Source organism: Yoonia sp. R2-816, from assembly GCF_046762905.1.
In the GTDB taxonomy this organism is placed as follows: domain Bacteria; phylum Pseudomonadota; class Alphaproteobacteria; order Rhodobacterales; family Rhodobacteraceae; genus Yoonia.
Genome location: NZ_JBKQXN010000216.1, coordinates 262568 through 276601, shown reverse-complemented (window position 1 = coordinate 276601; position 14034 = coordinate 262568). Strand labels below are relative to the sequence as shown.

At 60.8% G+C, this 14034-nt stretch carries 16 protein-coding genes; 6 read left to right on the top strand and 10 right to left on the bottom strand.

All coding sequences use genetic code 11. The features are described from left to right. Positions 1-46 precede the first annotated feature (46 nt). The 3 genes from ACFWW2_RS15555 to ACFWW2_RS15545 all read right to left on the bottom strand — a co-directional run bounded on the left by ACFWW2_RS15555 (position 47) and on the right by ACFWW2_RS15545 (position 1596). Positions 47-511: a DUF2852 domain-containing protein gene (locus tag ACFWW2_RS15555; protein ID WP_393929327.1), complete on the bottom strand. Its 465-nt coding sequence runs from the start codon at positions 509-511 to the stop codon at positions 47-49. A 55-nt stretch (positions 512-566) separates the two neighbouring features. Then, entirely contained in the window at positions 567-1010 is a 444-nt protein-coding gene (locus tag ACFWW2_RS15550) for a DUF2852 domain-containing protein (RefSeq protein WP_393929325.1), read from the bottom strand. A gap of 112 nt (positions 1011-1122) precedes the next feature. Next, entirely contained in the window at positions 1123-1596 is a 474-nt protein-coding gene (locus tag ACFWW2_RS15545; protein WP_393929323.1) for a YbaK/EbsC family protein, read from the bottom strand. A gap of 79 nt (positions 1597-1675) precedes the next feature. Here ACFWW2_RS15545 and ACFWW2_RS15540 point away from each other — a divergent pair, with 79 nt between their 5' ends. Together ACFWW2_RS15540 and ACFWW2_RS15535 are read left to right on the top strand one after the other, a co-directional pair. Then, positions 1676-4453, top strand: coding sequence for a glutamine-synthetase adenylyltransferase (locus tag ACFWW2_RS15540; protein WP_393929321.1), 2778 nt, complete (start codon positions 1676-1678; stop codon positions 4451-4453). After that, positions 4434-4712: a hypothetical protein gene (locus ACFWW2_RS15535; RefSeq protein WP_393929319.1), complete on the top strand. Its 279-nt coding sequence runs from the start codon at positions 4434-4436 to the stop codon at positions 4710-4712. The genes ACFWW2_RS15540 and ACFWW2_RS15535 overlap by 20 nt, the downstream gene beginning before the upstream one ends. Before the next feature lie 15 nt (positions 4713-4727). On the opposite strand, the gene eda is transcribed toward ACFWW2_RS15535, so the two are convergent. Together eda and edd are read right to left on the bottom strand one after the other, a co-directional pair. After that, the gene (gene eda / locus ACFWW2_RS15530; protein WP_393929317.1) at positions 4728-5369 is read right to left on the bottom strand and encodes a bifunctional 4-hydroxy-2-oxoglutarate aldolase/2-dehydro-3-deoxy-phosphogluconate aldolase; all 642 of its coding nucleotides are present in this window, start codon (positions 5367-5369) and stop codon (positions 4728-4730) included. A gap of 50 nt (positions 5370-5419) precedes the next feature. Further along, entirely contained in the window at positions 5420-7225 is a 1806-nt protein-coding gene (gene edd, locus ACFWW2_RS15525; protein ID WP_393929315.1) for a phosphogluconate dehydratase, read from the bottom strand. A 174-nt stretch (positions 7226-7399) separates the two neighbouring features. Here edd and ACFWW2_RS15520 point away from each other — a divergent pair, with 174 nt between their 5' ends. The 3 genes from ACFWW2_RS15520 to ACFWW2_RS15510 are packed head-to-tail and all read left to right on the top strand — an operon-like array spanning position 7400 to position 9745. Next, complete coding sequence (locus tag ACFWW2_RS15520; RefSeq protein ID WP_393929313.1) at positions 7400-7954, top strand: DUF6778 family protein; 555 nt, start codon at positions 7400-7402, stop codon at positions 7952-7954. A gap of 43 nt (positions 7955-7997) precedes the next feature. Then, positions 7998-9206, top strand: a complete 1209-nt coding sequence (locus tag ACFWW2_RS15515) for an RSP_2647 family RNA methyltransferase (RefSeq protein ID WP_393929310.1) — start codon at positions 7998-8000, stop codon at positions 9204-9206. Beyond that, on the top strand, positions 9203-9745 hold the full coding sequence (locus tag ACFWW2_RS15510; RefSeq protein WP_393929308.1) for an RSP_2648 family PIN domain-containing protein: 543 nt from the start codon (positions 9203-9205) through the stop codon (positions 9743-9745). The genes ACFWW2_RS15515 and ACFWW2_RS15510 overlap by 4 nt, the downstream gene beginning before the upstream one ends. Positions 9746-9750: 5 nt before the next feature. On the opposite strand, the gene ACFWW2_RS15505 is transcribed toward ACFWW2_RS15510, so the two are convergent. Then, positions 9751-10437, bottom strand: a complete 687-nt coding sequence (locus tag ACFWW2_RS15505) for a M48 family metallopeptidase (protein WP_393929307.1) — start codon at positions 10435-10437, stop codon at positions 9751-9753. A gap of 103 nt (positions 10438-10540) precedes the next feature. On the opposite strand from ACFWW2_RS15505, the gene ACFWW2_RS15500 reads away from it, so the two are divergent. After that, complete coding sequence (locus tag ACFWW2_RS15500) at positions 10541-10783, top strand: hypothetical protein (RefSeq protein ID WP_393929305.1); 243 nt, start codon at positions 10541-10543, stop codon at positions 10781-10783. Here the strand turns inward: ACFWW2_RS15500 and ACFWW2_RS15495 are convergent. The 4 genes from ACFWW2_RS15495 to ACFWW2_RS15480 are packed head-to-tail and all read right to left on the bottom strand — an operon-like array spanning position 10780 to position 13957. After that, entirely contained in the window at positions 10780-11967 is a 1188-nt protein-coding gene (locus ACFWW2_RS15495) for a vWA domain-containing protein (RefSeq protein WP_393929303.1), read from the bottom strand. The two genes, ACFWW2_RS15500 and ACFWW2_RS15495, sit on opposite strands and share 4 nt — an antisense overlap. A gap of 4 nt (positions 11968-11971) precedes the next feature. Next, positions 11972-12142, bottom strand: coding sequence for a hypothetical protein (locus ACFWW2_RS15490; protein WP_393929301.1), 171 nt, complete (start codon positions 12140-12142; stop codon positions 11972-11974). A gap of 13 nt (positions 12143-12155) precedes the next feature. Then, positions 12156-13502 (bottom strand): DUF2927 domain-containing protein, encoded by a 1347-nt coding sequence (locus ACFWW2_RS15485; RefSeq protein WP_393929299.1) that lies wholly within the window; start codon positions 13500-13502, stop codon positions 12156-12158. Beyond that, positions 13499-13957 (bottom strand): GNAT family N-acetyltransferase, encoded by a 459-nt coding sequence (locus ACFWW2_RS15480; protein ID WP_393929297.1) that lies wholly within the window; start codon positions 13955-13957, stop codon positions 13499-13501. The genes ACFWW2_RS15485 and ACFWW2_RS15480 overlap by 4 nt, the downstream gene beginning before the upstream one ends. Between the last annotated feature and the right edge of the window lie 77 nt (positions 13958-14034).

The following is a 14034-nucleotide window of genomic DNA, read 5'->3' as shown; positions in this document are numbered from 1 at the left end:
TTAACAGGCGGTTAACGCCTCAGACATGTGCCTTTTGCGCCCGGTCTTAGCCGTCTTTTTGCAGCCAATTCTCGCGATCATCCGAAATTCGGCGGGCGCGCTGATCCAGAAAATCGTCAAACTCGGATTTGTCCGTGGCCGCGCGTAGACGCCCCAGGAAATTCTCAAAACTGGTCTGTTCTTTCTCGAGCCGCTGCAGGGTGTCGGTCCGGTAGGCGTCAAAACTGGCATTGCCGCTGCTACGGTGCTGCGCCTCTGGCGCGAGCGACATCAGTGTTTCGGCTGAGGGGAGCGCCGGGACATTGCCCCAATTGCCGGGCGCAAAGCCGCCGCGCCAGCCGATCACGACAGCAACGATGATCCCGCCCACAAGCGATGCGTTGAACGCAAAAATCACCGCAAGGATACCAAAAACACCAAAAAGCAGGGTGGAAAGCACCTGCACAGCGACCGGCATGTCGGTTTGCCTGGCGGTTGGTTGGTGCTGTGCGTTTATATCGATACTGGTCATTTATGTGTCTCCTTGAAATAAGAAAAGGGCCCCGGTTTGCGGGGCCCTTTGTGGGTCAGGCTTGGGCGAGCCCGTCATCGTTTGCGTCTTTGGATTTGTCGGACGCTTGTGCCCGGTCATTCATGAACTGGTCGAACTCGGCCTTGTCCTTGGCTTCGCGCAGCCGTTTGAGGAAATCCTCGAACTTGTCCTGTTCTTCTTCCAGGCGGCGCAGGGTTTCGGCCTTGTAGGCGTCGAATGCGCTATTGCCGGAAGATTTGGTCATGTGACGGGCGCGGGTCCGGGTCATCCCGGTGCAGGATTTGTTGAACATGCGTTTGCTCCAGATCATGTAGGCAAGAAGGGCGAGGCCGATGGGCCAGAAGAAGATGAAGCCCAAGACCATCGCGGCAATCCAGGCGCCTTTGCCACGCTCATCAAGCCAGGCCTCGGCGCGGGCGAAAAACCCAGGGCGATGGTCATTCATAGCCATCGGGGAATGGGTGGTGGCGGTGTTCATGGGGTCAGCTCCTTGTCTGTTCGGGTTGATGTGAATGCCTTTCACATGAATAGATATCGGAAACTGGGTGCCCCTGTTCAAGAGTTAATGTGAATGTTTTTTACATCACTGGTTAAACAGTAGTGAAATCAGCAGGTTGCGCTGTGGAAATCTGTACTAGTTTTTCGGGATTGATGGGAAAGATGTGTCGTGGGGTGCCTGCTGCAGCGAAAATCTCTTTGAATTCCAGCAGTCGAGGGTCGATGAACGCCTGGATCGGGTTGAGATGGCCGACCGGGGCCACGCCGCCAATGGCAAAGCCGGTTTGTGCCCGGATCAGGGCTGCGTCGGCCTTGCCCAGTGGTTCGCCGGCGATAGCTGCCGCCTTGGCGTGATCGACCTGATTTCCACCGGCCGTGATGAACAGGATCGCCTTGCCTGATGTTTGTCCGGCGAAGATGATCGATTTCGCAATCTGATCCAGATGGCAACCTGCGGCATCGGCGGCTTGCTGGGCTGTCCGGGTTTCGGCGCCCATTTCAATAGGAGTCACGTCCAGCCCGGCATCGCGCAGGGCTTGTGCCACCCGTTTCAGGCTTTTGCTCATGATCATGTTTCCTTTTTTTGGGCATCCTAACGCGCCGCATGTGATTGACCAGAGTGCCTGACCGCCGCAGTGTTGGCGCATGTCGATTGCCGCCCGCCTGACCCGTTGTCCCGACCCTTATGAGCCCGACCGTGGTGCGGATGCGATTGCTGCTGTGCCGGGGCTTGATGCTGCTTTGGTCCCCTTGATTAGGGGGACGGCGGGGTGCAGCCCCTATCTGGCAGGGTTGATCGCGTCCGAGGCGGAGTGGTTGCCCGGGGCGCTGGATGATCCTGAAGGGGCGGTTGCCGCCCTGCTGGCGGGTATTCCGGGTATTGCGCTGGATCAGTTGCCGGTTGCGTTGCGGCAGGCCAAGCGGCGCATTGCCCTGATTGCCGCGCTGGCAGATTTGGGTGGTGCCTGGCCGTTGGAGATGGTGACGCAGGTGTTGACGGATTTTGCCGATGCGGCGGTGCATGCCTGTCTGGTGGCGCTTGTCGGGGCGGAGATTGCCCGGGGCAAACTGCCGGGTGATCAGGATGCTGCGACGGCGGGGGGCATGACCGCGCTGGCCATGGGCAAGATGGGCGCGGGGGAACTGAATTATTCGTCCGACATTGATCTGATCTGTCTGTTTGATGAAACCCGGTTTGACCCGGAGGATTACCATGATGCCCGCGCGGCGTTCATTCGCGCGACCCGCCGTATGGCGGCGATCCTGTCGGACGTCGCGGCGGGTGGCTATGTGTTCCGCACCGATTTGCGGTTGCGCCCGGATGCGTCCGTCACGCCGGTGTGTTTGTCGATGGAAGCGGCGGAGCGCTATTACGAAAGTGTGGGCCGGACATGGGAACGGGCCGCCTATATCAAGGCGCGTCCCTGTGCCGGTGATATTGCGGCGGGCGAGGGGTTTTTGAAGACGCTGCGCCCGTTTGTGTGGCGCAAGCATTTGGATTTTGCGGCCATTCAGGATGCCCATGACATGCGGCTGCGCATACGCGACCACAAGGGCCTGCATGGGCCGCTGGTTCTGGAAGGTCACAACATGAAGCTGGGGCGCGGGGGGATTCGCGAGATCGAGTTCTTTACCCAGACCCGCCAGCTGATTGCCGGGGGCCGTGATCCGTCATTGCGCGTGCGCGGCACGCGGGACGGGTTGCAGCGGCTGGCGGATGCCGATTGGGTGCCGCAGGACGCGGCTGATACGCTTTACGATCATTACAGGTTTCACCGCGAGGTGGAGCATCGTTTGCAGATGGTGGGCGATGCGCAGACCCATCATTTGCCGAATGATGCCGCGGGTTTTGACCGGCTGGCTGCGTTCATGGGCCGCGATGTGGCGGGGTTGCGGCGGGAGTTGTCAGAGCGGCTGGAAGAGGTGCATGACCTGACCGAAGGGTTTTTTGCCCCGGAACCGGCGGCCCCAGTCACGTCCGATTGGGGGCGCGATGTGGTGGCGCGCTGGCACAGTTATCCGGCCTTGCGATCGTCCCGGGCGACCGAGATATTTGAACGCCTGATCCCGACGATCATGGAGCGCTTGCAGGATGCGGCCCGCCCGGATGAGGCGCTGTCGCAGTTTGACGGGTTTCTGGCAGGGTTGCCTGCGGGTGTGCAGCTATTTTCGCTGTTCGAGGCGAACCCGCAGCTGACGCAGTTGATCGTGGATATTGCCGCAACCGCGCCAGCGCTGGCGCAGTATCTGTCGCGTAATTCCGGCGTGCTGGATGCGGTGATCGGTGGCACGTTCTTTGATCCTTGGCCGGGTGTAACCGGGTTGGTCGAGGGGTTGGCAGGGGTGCTGGCGACATCGGACGACTACGAAACGCAACTGATCGCCGCGCGCCGCTGGACCAAGGAATGGCATTTCCGCATTGGTGTGCATCATCTGCGTGGCCTGATTGATGCCGATGTCAGTGGCCGCCAATATGCCGAACTGGCCGAGGCTGTTGTTGCGGGGCTTTGGCCTGTGATCGTGGCGGAGTTCGCGCGTAAGCATGGCGACCTGCCGGGGCGGGGGGCGGTGGTGCTGGGGATGGGATCGCTGGGTGCGGCGCGACTGAATGCGGTGTCTGACCTTGATCTGATCGTCATTTATGATGCGGATGGTGTGGAGGCTTCTGATGGCAGGCGTCCTTTGGCGACGCGTGCGTATTATTCGCGCCTGACGCAGGCATTGGTCACCGCATTGAGCGCGCCTATGGCGGAGGGGCGTCTTTACGAGGTGGATATGCGTTTGCGTCCCTCTGGCCGGCAAGGGCCGGTTGCGACATCGCTTGGGGCGTTTCGGGAGTATCAGCAGAATGAGGCCTGGACATGGGAGCATCTGGCATTGACCCGGGCCCGCGCGTTGGCGGGGAGCGCGGAAATTGCTGATGAGATCGAGGCGTTTCGCGTGCCGCTTTTGACGGAGAAAGGGCAGGGGGCATCTGTTCTGTCGGATGTCGCCGAAATGCGGGCGCGGATTGCGGGCGCCAAGCCGCCACAGGGGGGCTGGGATGCCAAGATTGGCCCGGGCCGGTTGCAGGATACCGAACTGTTTTCGCAAGCCTGCGCCCTGCGCACAGGCAATGCCGCGCGTGACGCACCTGCGCAACTGGCCGCTGGTGTCGCGGATGGCTGGTTGTCTGACGCAGATGCGCGCGCGGTGGGTCATGCGGCAGGGCTTTTGTGGCGTGTGCAGGCGGCGTCACGGTTGCTGACGGGCAGTTCGCTGGACCCGGATGCACTGGGTGAAGGTGGGCGGCGGTTTGTCCTGCGCGAGACGGGGTTTGAGGATATGGATGCCTTGAGTGATGCAATGGTTGCGGCAGCAACAGCGGCGGATGAGGTGATCAGCCGCAAGTTGGGGACAGGTGATGCAAAAGGATCCGCATGATCCCAAGGGGTTGATCCGCGAGGCCTATCGCATCGACGGCATCAGCAGCGGCGAATGCCGCACGATCTTTCTTGATTGGGCGCTGGGTGTGCCCGATGATCTGGACACGCGCGATCAGGTGCAGGGGTTGTTGGTGCAATATGCCGATCAGCCGATGGATCACCCCATGACACAGACGCTTTTGGCGGCGTTGAAGGATGCACCATCGCCGCGCAGGCGTGGTGGGCGTTCGGCCCGCGTGGACCCGACCCGGAGTTAATCCGGGACGGCGCGGTTATCGTGGCAAGGCTGCGGCCTCAGCCGCCAGTGCGGTGATCCCGGCCCAGTCTTTGGCCTCAACCTTGTCTTTCGGCGCCACCCATGATCCGCCGACGCAGAGTGTGTTGCCGAGCGATAGGTAATCATTGGCATTTTTCAGGCTGACCCCGCCTGTGGGGCAGAATTTGACCTGCGGGATCGGTGCGCCAATCGCCTTGAGCGCAGGTGCGCCGCCATTCGCCTCTGCAGGAAAGAATTTTTGCACGGTATAGCCACGTTCAAGCAGGCGCATCGCCTCGGTCGCGGTGGCGGCACCGGGCAGGAGCGGCAGGTCGTTGGCCTCGCAGGCGTCGAGCAAGATGTCGGTTGCCCCTGGTGAGACACCGAAGGTGGCGCCTGCCGCCTTGGCGGCTTCCACATCTTTGGGGGTGAGCAATGTGCCCGCCCCCACAACGCCGCCCTTTACGGTGGCCATTTCGCGGATCGCGTCGAGCGCTGAGGGCGTCCGCAATGTGACTTCGAGCGCGGGAAGGCCACCGGCCACCAGTGCCTTCGCAAGATCTGCGGCAGTGTCTGCATCATCAATCACGAGCACGGGGATAACGGGGGCCAGCAGGCAGACTTTGGCGGCTGCGGCGGAGGCGTCTTGTGGGGTCATGTTGTGGTCTTTCAAAATCGGGAGGTATGAAGAGCAAACTACTTTATCGCCTAGACGACGACACCCGCGCCATCGGCGGCAAGCCCTACATTTTTGCGGAATGCTTCAAATAGTTCGCGGCCTACGCCGGTGCCATTGCCGGTCAGATCGGCGGCGGCTGGTGTGCGGCTGCTGAGGTCGACACTGAGCACGTCGATTGTGCCTTTGGTGGCGTCGAGCCGCACGATATCGCCGTCGCGCAGCAGGCTGATTGGGCCGTCATCGGCCGCTTCGGGGCAGACATGGATCGCCGAAGGCACCTTGCCGGATGCGCCGGACATACGCCCATCGGTGACAAGCGCAACCTTGAGGCCGCGGTCCTGAAGCACGGCCAAGGTCGGCGTCAGCCCGTGCAGTTCGGGCATGCCGTTTGATTTGGGCCCCTGGTAGCGCACGACGATGACCGTATCCGAGGTGAATTCACCTGCTTTGAAGGCCGCTTTGACATCGTCTTGTGAATGAAAGACCCGCACGGGCGCTTCGATGATGTGCCGTTCAGGTGCGACAGCAGACGTCTTGATCACCCCGCGTCCGAGATTGCCGGCCAGTTGGGTAAGGCCGCCGCTGGCATGGAACGGGTCGCCGCAAGGGCGCAGGATCTTTTCATTATGGCTATGCTTGGGGCCTTCGCGGTATTGAAACGCGCCATCCTTTATCTGCGGTTCCTGAGTATAAAGGTCCAGACCATCACCGACGACGGTCTTGACGTTCTCATGCAGAAGCCCGGCCTCGAGCAGGTTGCTGATCATGAATTGCAAACCGCCTGCCGCGTGGAAATGGTTCACGTCCGCCAGACCGTTTGGATAGACCTTGGCCATGAGCGGGGTGACCGCTGACAGGTCGCTGAAATCCTCCAGATCGAGGATGATCCCGGCGGCGCGGGCCATGGCGGGCAGGTGGATGACCAGATTGGTCGAGCCGCCGGTGGCCATCAGGCCCACAAGCCCGTTCACGAAAGCCCTTTCATCGAGGATGTCACAGACCGGTGTGTACTGGTTGCCAAGGGCTGTGATTGCCAGCGCGCGTTTGGTCGCCTCGGTCGTCAGAGCCTCGCGCAGCGGGGTGCCGGGATTGACGAAGGACGCGCCGGGCAAATGCAGCCCCATGAATTCCATCAGCATCTGGTTTGTGTTGGCGGTCCCGTAGAATGTGCAGGTGCCGGGGCCGTGATAAGAGGCCATTTCCGCCTCCATCAGTTTGTCGCGGCCGACTTCGCCGGTGGCGAATTGCTGGCGCACCTTGGATTTTTCGTCATTGGGCAGACCGGATGTCATCGGACCGGCAGGCACGAAGATGCCCGGGATGTAGCCGAATGTGGCGGCGGCGATGACCAGACCCGGCACGATCTTGTCACAGACGCCCAGATAGATCGCCGCGTCAAAGACGTTGTGCGACAGCCCTACGCCAGCGGCGAGGGCGATCACGTCGCGCGAAAAGAGCGACAATTCCATGCCTGTCTGGCCTTGTGTTACCCCGTCACACATGGCGGGCACACCGCCAGCCACCTGAGCTGTGCCGCCAGCATCCCGAGCAGCGGCGCGGATCAGATCGGGGTAGCGTTCGAATGGCTGATGCGCCGACAGCATATCGTTATAGGCGGTGATGATCCCCAGGTTCGGGTTGGGGCCATCTGTCAGCGCGGCCTTGTCATCGCCCATAGCCGCATAGGCGTGCGCCTGGTTCCCGCAGGTCAGATGCGCCCGGCGTGGGCCGTCGGCGGCAGCGCGGGCCATGGTATCAAGATACTTGCGGCGCGGACCTTCTGAACGGGCGCGAATGCGGTCGGTAACCGCAGCGATTGTCGGATTGATCGGCATGAATTTCCTCTGGGAAGCTTTGGCGATAGTCTAACACATGCCGTTAGCGCTAACAAGTTGCGATATGGTGTCGTTCGTGCCGACCGTTCTATAAGAGGCCCTGCCATAATGATGCCATTGAGCTGTTTTAGCAGCCCGATGACTGATCCTTATCGTTCGAGGTCTTGAATGTTGATGCGCAGACTGCTCAGTATTTTTCTGTTTCTCGTCACGCTGACTGCCTGTGCTGCTGGGCCTATCGGCGTTGCCCGGTCTGCGCCTGAAGGGATCGTACGATCCTATGCGATTGCCGATTTCAGGTTTTCCGCTGCATCCGATTTGTCGGTTTCTGAGAATGAAGGCTACTATCCGCTGGCGGATGTTGTCTGGCGCGGTGATCCCAGAGGGCCGCGTATACCGCAGATTGCGGCCATGTTCGAAACGGCTATGGAGCGGAACAAACCGGTTTTGCGTGGACGCCAGCCGGTGGCTGTTGATGTGCAACTGGTGCGTTTTCATGGCGTGACAGACCGCACCCGTTTTTCAGTGGGGGGTGTTTACAACATCGTGTTCCTGATGACGGTCCGTGATGCGGCAACTGGGCAGGTGATTGAGCCGACTCGCCGGGTTGTCGCCAATCTGGATGCGCCCGGCGGGGCACAGGCAGCGCGGCTGGAGGTTTCTGGCCAGACACAGAAGGTCCGTGTCACTAACTTTCTGACAGCGGTGCTGCGGCGCGAATTGCTCTGACCGCTACTTCCCACGCAATGCGTTTGCGCGTAGGAGGGCGGTCATGAATACCACAGAAAACCGCCCCGACCGCCCCACTGTCCGTTTAACACCCAAGGCAGAGGTCCGCGCCATCCGGCACGGATTTCCCTGGGTCTATGCCAATGAACTGGTGACCGACCGCCGGACCCGTGGTCTTGCTGCCGGAACCGTGGCGGTGCTGGAGGATTCCGGGCGCAGTCCATTAGGGGTCGTGGCGGTCAATCCGGCGTCCAAGATCATCTGCCGGATGTTGGACCGCAATCCGCATGCTGACATTGATGAGGCCTGGTTCGCCGTGCGGTTTGCGCGCGCTTTGGCCCATCGAGAGCGCCTTTATGATCAGCCCTTCTATCGGTTGATCCATGCAGAGGCGGATGGATTGCCCGGTGTCATTGTAGACCGTTTCGGTGACATCGCCGTGGTTCAGCCGAATGCGGCATGGGCGGATGTTTTGATTACACCGCTGGTTGATGCGTTGATGGCTGTTACCGGAGTGACCTCGGTTATTCTTAATGGCACGGGCCGCGCGCGGGGGTTGGAGGGGTTGGAAGACCGGATGGAAGTCATGCGTGGCGCAGCCCCGGAAGGCCCGGGTCCCGTACCGATGAACGGTGCCATATATATGGCCGATCTGATGGGCGGACAGAAGACAGGGTTGTTCTTTGATCAGCGCGCCAATCATGCGTTTGCGGCCGGTTTGGCCAAGGATGCGCGCGTGCTGGATGTGTTCAGCCATGTGGGCGGGTTTGGATTGGCCGCATTGGCGGCCGGAGCCAAGTCGGTTCTGGCGGTTGATGGTTCGGCCCCGGCGCTGGCTTTGGCGGAGGATGGCGCAACCCGGATGGGTGTGGCGGACCGGTTCGAGACCCGCAAGGGTGATGCGTTTGACGTGCTGACAGCCCTTGCCGACGAAGGGCCGATGTTCGATGTGGTCATTTGCGATCCGCCGGCTTTTGCCCCGTCGCGCCAAGCGCTGGATGCGGGATTGCGGGCGTATGAGCGGGTGGCCCGTTTGGCGGCCCAGCTGGTGGCGGACGGTGGGTATCTGGGGCTTTGCTCCTGTTCGCATGCCGCTGATCTGACGAAATTCCGCAATGCCTGTTCGCGCGGGATCGGGCGGGCCGGGCGGCGGGGGCAGATTATCCACACCGGCTTTGCCGGGCCGGACCATCCGCTGATGCCGCATCTGGCGGAGAGTGGATACCTCAAGACGGTGTTTTATCGTCTATGAGGATGCTGATTGACGCCTGCGTCCTGTATCCCACCGTGATGCGTGAAGTCGTGTTGGGATGCGCCAAGGAAGGGTTGTTCGAGCCGCGCTGGTCAGATCGGATTCTAGAAGAATGGGCGCTGGCGGCGGCCAAGCTGGGGTTGGAGCAAGGCGTATTCGCCCGTGGTGAAGTAGCTGCGCTGAAGGCGAAGTTTCCCGATGCGATTGTGCCACCGCATGATGGGCTGATGCGCCGGTTGTGGTTGCCGGACGCGGATGATGTTCATGTGCTGGCGGCGGCGATTGCCGGGTCTTGCGACGGTATCCTGACGACGAATGCCAAGGATTTTCCGGGCAATATTCTGGCCGAGGAGGGGGTGTTTCGCGCTGATCCCGATGCGTTCCTGCGCGGGTTGTTGGAGGAGGCCCCGGATCAGGTACAGGGCGTGGCTGAGGCGGTGCTGGCGGAAGCGAACAGGTTATCGGGTAGTGCGTGGGAGATGCGGGCGCTGATGAAAAAGGCGCGGTTGCCCCGGTTTGGCAAGGCGCTGGTGCGGTAAGCGGGTTAGCCTGCGGCCCATTTCGCCTCGTTCGCCTCAATCGCGGCGATGCGTTGTTGGGTTTTGGGGTGGCTCATCATCCAGGCGGGGACGGCCGCACCGCGCGCGCCAGTCAGCTTTTCCAGCTTCGTGAAGAGCGATTTTTGTGGGCCAGTCCCGATCCCGGCCTTGACCAGCAGGGCGGATGCGTATGCGTCAGCCTCAAATTCGTCGCTGCGCGAGAGGCGGGCGGCAAGCAGGCTCATCAGGACACCCGCGATCCATGGACCGATAAACGGGATAAACCGCCCGAGGATCATGGCGAGTGCGGTGCGCATGGCGTTCTGGCCGGAAAAGTCGATCATGCGGCGGCGTGAATGGCCCAGGGCGACGTGCCCCAGTTCGTGCGCGATGACGCTGGCCATTTCTTCTGACGTGACCTGACCCTGGCGGTATTTGTTGAAGAAACCGCGGGTGATGAAAATACGCCCGTCAGGGGCGGCCAACCCGTTGACAGGGTCGATTTCGTAGATGTGGACCTTGATCCGGTCGATCTCCAGCGCTTGCGCCATCCGGTCGGTGATGTGCTTGAGAATCGGGTCGGCCAGTTCGGTCGAGTTTGCATCAAGTTCGCGTGCCGTCCGCCAGACCGAAAAACGATACATGGCAAGGCCGTAGAGAACTGCAAGCAGGATGGGCAGAAATTTGATCATAGGCGTAATATGTGCCTGAAATCGGTGATTTCAAAGTGCGGATTGACGCATCACGCGCAATTGACGATCAAGGCGCGGGGGCGTTGCCGTCAAGGAGTTGAACATGAAAAAAATCATTGCCTATCTCATTCTGGCCCTTGTGGCGTTGAGTGGGCCATTCAGCTTTGCCTATTACCGCTATGTAACCAATACGCAATCGCCGTATAGTGACATCGGGATCCGGTTGAACAGTTCTGTGCCCGGCTTTGTGCAGGATTGGGGTTGCGGGAAACTGAAAGAGAATTTTGCGGAGCAGTTGCCACCATTGGGTTGTGCCGTGGATGGTGACCCAACGACCTGGCGCTAGCGCCCCAAGGTTTTCATGCCCGCCTCGATCCCTGACAACGTCATCGGCACCATGCGGTCAGGGCCAAAGATCTGCTGGATCATCTGGATTGACTGGGTGTAGGGCCAATAGCGTTCTTCCAGCGGGTTGATCCATAGGTGGCTGGGCCACTGGTCGCGGGCGCGGGCTAGCCAGACCTCGCCTGCTTCTTCATTCCAATGCTCGTTCGCCCCGCCCTTGAACGCGATTTCGTAGGGCGACATGCTGGCGTCGCCGACGAAGATGCATTTGTAGTCCGGGCCGTAGGTGCGCAGAACCTCCCATGTGGGGGTCTGGGCGTTCCAGCGGCGGCGGTTGTCTTTCCAGACACCTTCGTAAAGGCAGTTGTGGAAATAGAAATGTTCGAAATGTTTGAATTCGGACTTGGCCGCGCTGAACAGTTCTTCGACCACTTTGACATGCGGGTCCATTGATCCGCCGATATCGAGGAACAACAAGACCTTGACCGCGTTGCGCCGTTCTGGCCGGGTCTGCACATCAAGATAGCCATGTTCGGCGGTGGCGCGGATCGTGCCGTTCAGGTCGAGTTCTTCGGCCGCCCCGTCACGCGCCCATTTGCGCAGCCGTTTCAGGGCGACCTTGATATTGCGGGTGCCCAGTTCGACGGTGTCGTCGAGGTTGCGGAATTCGCGTTTGTCCCAGACCTTGACCGCGCGCTGGTGGCGGCTTTCGTTCTGGCCGATCCGCACGCCTTCGGGGTTGTAGCCATAAGCACCGAAGGGCGACGTGCCTGCGGTGCCGACCCATTTGTTGCCACCCTGATGCCGGCCTTTTTGTTCCTCAAGCCGCTTTTTCAGCGTTTCCATGAGCTTGTCGAAACCACCCAATGCCGCGATTTCGGCCTTTTCGGCGTCGGTCAGGTGCTTTTCGGCCAGCTTTTCCAGCCAGTCGGCGGGAACATCAACCGCGTTCAGAACCGCTTCGGCCGGGATCGCGTCAAGCCCTTCGAAAGTGGCAGCGAAGGCACGGTCGAATTTGTCGAGATGCCGTTCATCCTTGACCATGATGGTACGGGCCAGAAAATAGAAGGCTTCGACATCGTAGGTGGCCAGCCCGGCCTTCATCCCTTCGAGAAATGACAGAAATTCGCGCAATGAGACCGGGACCCCGGATTTGCGCAGATTATCGAAGAAGGGCAGGAACATCGGGTCAGTAGTAGCTGCGTTCGATGAAGATCAGCACGAACAGACCGACAACGCCAAAGATCATGGCGAATGCTGCACCCCATTGCAGCAGGTCGGCTGTTTTGCCGCCGCGTGCCTTGGCCCGGAAGGCCCCGAATAATGCCCCGAATATCAGTCCGGCGAGGGGATAGATCATGACATGTCCCTTGTCAGCTTGGTGGCGTCTGCGGCACCAGAGAGGCGATTTCGTTCAGCCGGTCAATCACCTCGTCCCGGCTGCCGAACCCGTACTGCGCCCAGCCCAAACTGTCCAGTCGCAGGGCCATGCCGGCCTCAGTGTCGCCTTTCATATCCAGTGCTTCGGCCTTGAACATCATCAACAGCGACAGCAGCGCGGCGTTCTGATGGCGGCGGGCAACGGGGATCGCCTCATCCGTGATGGCGATGGTGGCGTCCGGATCGCCGGAGATCAGCGTAAACGCGGCCAGCTGGACTGAGATATGGGCGGAATGGATGTTGGTGACGGCACTTTGCCGATAGGCCCGCCCTGCGTTGTTGAAGGCCCCCAGGGCGAGGGTGCTGTCATTGCCTAGCTGCAGGCGACCATAGGCGTAGTTGGCGAACCCTTCACGTGGGCCGGTCCAGCCCAGTTGCTGCCCGATACTAACCGCGCGCAGCGCCGCCCGCCTGCGTCGGATATCGGAATTGCCGCCGCTCAACGCGGTTTCGATGGAATCGATCCACGCCCGTGACGTACCGCTGGGGATTTGCCCGCCTCTGCGTTCACCGCGCGGATTGATCCGGGCCAGAATGCGCGGCAGGCGTTCGGCGACCTGCCGTTCGGTCATCCCGTTTTGCAATTCCGGGGCGTAGTAGGCGCGCAGGATCAGCATATCAAACCCGGTAAGCACAGCGTGGATGTTGTCATCATTGAAGATCGAATCCGGCAGGCGGTAGAGGTCGTTGAGCGGGCCAAGCGCCTGTGCCAGTTCCTCGTGCAGGCAGTCGCGGATTTCCTGTGGTGCAGCGTCGGCTGGCAGGAAGATGGCGGCACGGTCGCGCCGTCGCAGCGTAGCCCAATCGATGGTCGCGGTGCCCCGTGCCGCACGTAATTCGCGCCAACTGCCCACGCGCGGGACGACAAAGCAGGCCGCGTTGGGGGCCACTCGCTGTAAGGTGCGTGTTGGCACCGGTTCGATGATGATGTTGGCGTCTTCGGCATTGGTCATGCGGATATCGATCCGCGCTTCCTTGCGCAGCCTGTCCAGAACACCGGCGAGGTCTTGTGGAACGGAAGGACCGACAGGGCCGACGAGCCGAACGGTAATCGGCTCTTCGAACCGGGTGAATGTGGGCAGTTGGCGTCCGCTTTCCATGCGAAAGGACAGATCCATGAAATCAAGGGCGATTTCGGAGTTTGGTCTGGTGGATGGGCCGGGGTTGGTTGCGGCGAAGCTGCGCATTTCCGGGAAGGTCAGCCGGATCGGGTCGGGGCCATCGGGCACAGGTGTACAGGCCGTGCTCAAGGCCACGGCCGCTAGCGCCAACCACCTCATGCGGGCCTCTGATACTTGATGAAATTGGTCAGCTGGCCGACGCGGTCATACAGTCTGCGTCCTGCAGCATTATCGTCTTGGGTTAGCCAATAGACGCTGGGTGCGCTGGCCTTGTCAGCGGCGTCATACACAGCCTCAATCAGCAGCCTGCCCACACCTGTGCCGCGCACGACGGGGTCGGCGTAAAGATCCTGCAGATAGCAGACATTTTCGATCCGCCAGCAATGGCGGTGGAACAGGAAATGAACGAGGCCGACGGGTGTGCCGTTCTGTTCGGCGATCAAGGCGTTGAAATCATGATCATCATTGCCCAATAGGCGGGCGAACGTGCTTTCAAAGACATCTTGTCCGACGCTGGTGCGATAAAACGTCAGATACGCGCGCCAAAGGGCTTCCCAGGCCGCGCGGTCCCCTGCTGTCAACGGGCGGATGATGGTGTGCGAGGTCGTTGTCATTCTTGCTGCTCTATTCGGGTTTCTGTCGACCATAGACTGCTTTGCCTTGTTGACCAGTGGATTTGAGTGGGCGGACG

Bases quoted from the DNA above. Each gene is read 5' to 3' on its own strand.
- ACFWW2_RS15555 (WP_393929327.1), bottom strand. From the start codon at position 511: ATGACCAGTATCGATATAAACGCACAGCACCAACCAACCGCCAGGCAA.
- ACFWW2_RS15550 (WP_393929325.1), bottom strand. From the start codon at position 1,010: ATGAACACCGCCACCACCCATTCCCCGATGGCTATGAATGACCATCGC.
- ACFWW2_RS15545 (WP_393929323.1), bottom strand. From the start codon at position 1,596: ATGAGCAAAAGCCTGAAACGGGTGGCACAAGCCCTGCGCGATGCCGGG.
- ACFWW2_RS15540 (WP_393929321.1), top strand. From the start codon at position 1,676: ATGTCGATTGCCGCCCGCCTGACCCGTTGTCCCGACCCTTATGAGCCC.
- ACFWW2_RS15535 (WP_393929319.1), top strand. From the start codon at position 4,434: ATGCAAAAGGATCCGCATGATCCCAAGGGGTTGATCCGCGAGGCCTAT.
- eda (WP_393929317.1), bottom strand. From the start codon at position 5,369: ATGACCCCACAAGACGCCTCCGCCGCAGCCGCCAAAGTCTGCCTGCTG.
- edd (WP_393929315.1), bottom strand. From the start codon at position 7,225: ATGCCGATCAATCCGACAATCGCTGCGGTTACCGACCGCATTCGCGCC.
- ACFWW2_RS15520 (WP_393929313.1), top strand. From the start codon at position 7,400: ATGCGCAGACTGCTCAGTATTTTTCTGTTTCTCGTCACGCTGACTGCC.
- ACFWW2_RS15515 (WP_393929310.1), top strand. From the start codon at position 7,998: ATGAATACCACAGAAAACCGCCCCGACCGCCCCACTGTCCGTTTAACA.
- ACFWW2_RS15510 (WP_393929308.1), top strand. From the start codon at position 9,203: ATGAGGATGCTGATTGACGCCTGCGTCCTGTATCCCACCGTGATGCGT.
- ACFWW2_RS15505 (WP_393929307.1), bottom strand. From the start codon at position 10,437: ATGATCAAATTTCTGCCCATCCTGCTTGCAGTTCTCTACGGCCTTGCC.
- ACFWW2_RS15500 (WP_393929305.1), top strand. From the start codon at position 10,541: ATGAAAAAAATCATTGCCTATCTCATTCTGGCCCTTGTGGCGTTGAGT.
- ACFWW2_RS15495 (WP_393929303.1), bottom strand. From the start codon at position 11,967: ATGTTCCTGCCCTTCTTCGATAATCTGCGCAAATCCGGGGTCCCGGTC.
- ACFWW2_RS15490 (WP_393929301.1), bottom strand. From the start codon at position 12,142: ATGATCTATCCCCTCGCCGGACTGATATTCGGGGCATTATTCGGGGCC.
- ACFWW2_RS15485 (WP_393929299.1), bottom strand. From the start codon at position 13,502: ATGAGGTGGTTGGCGCTAGCGGCCGTGGCCTTGAGCACGGCCTGTACA.
- ACFWW2_RS15480 (WP_393929297.1), bottom strand. From the start codon at position 13,957: ATGACAACGACCTCGCACACCATCATCCGCCCGTTGACAGCAGGGGAC.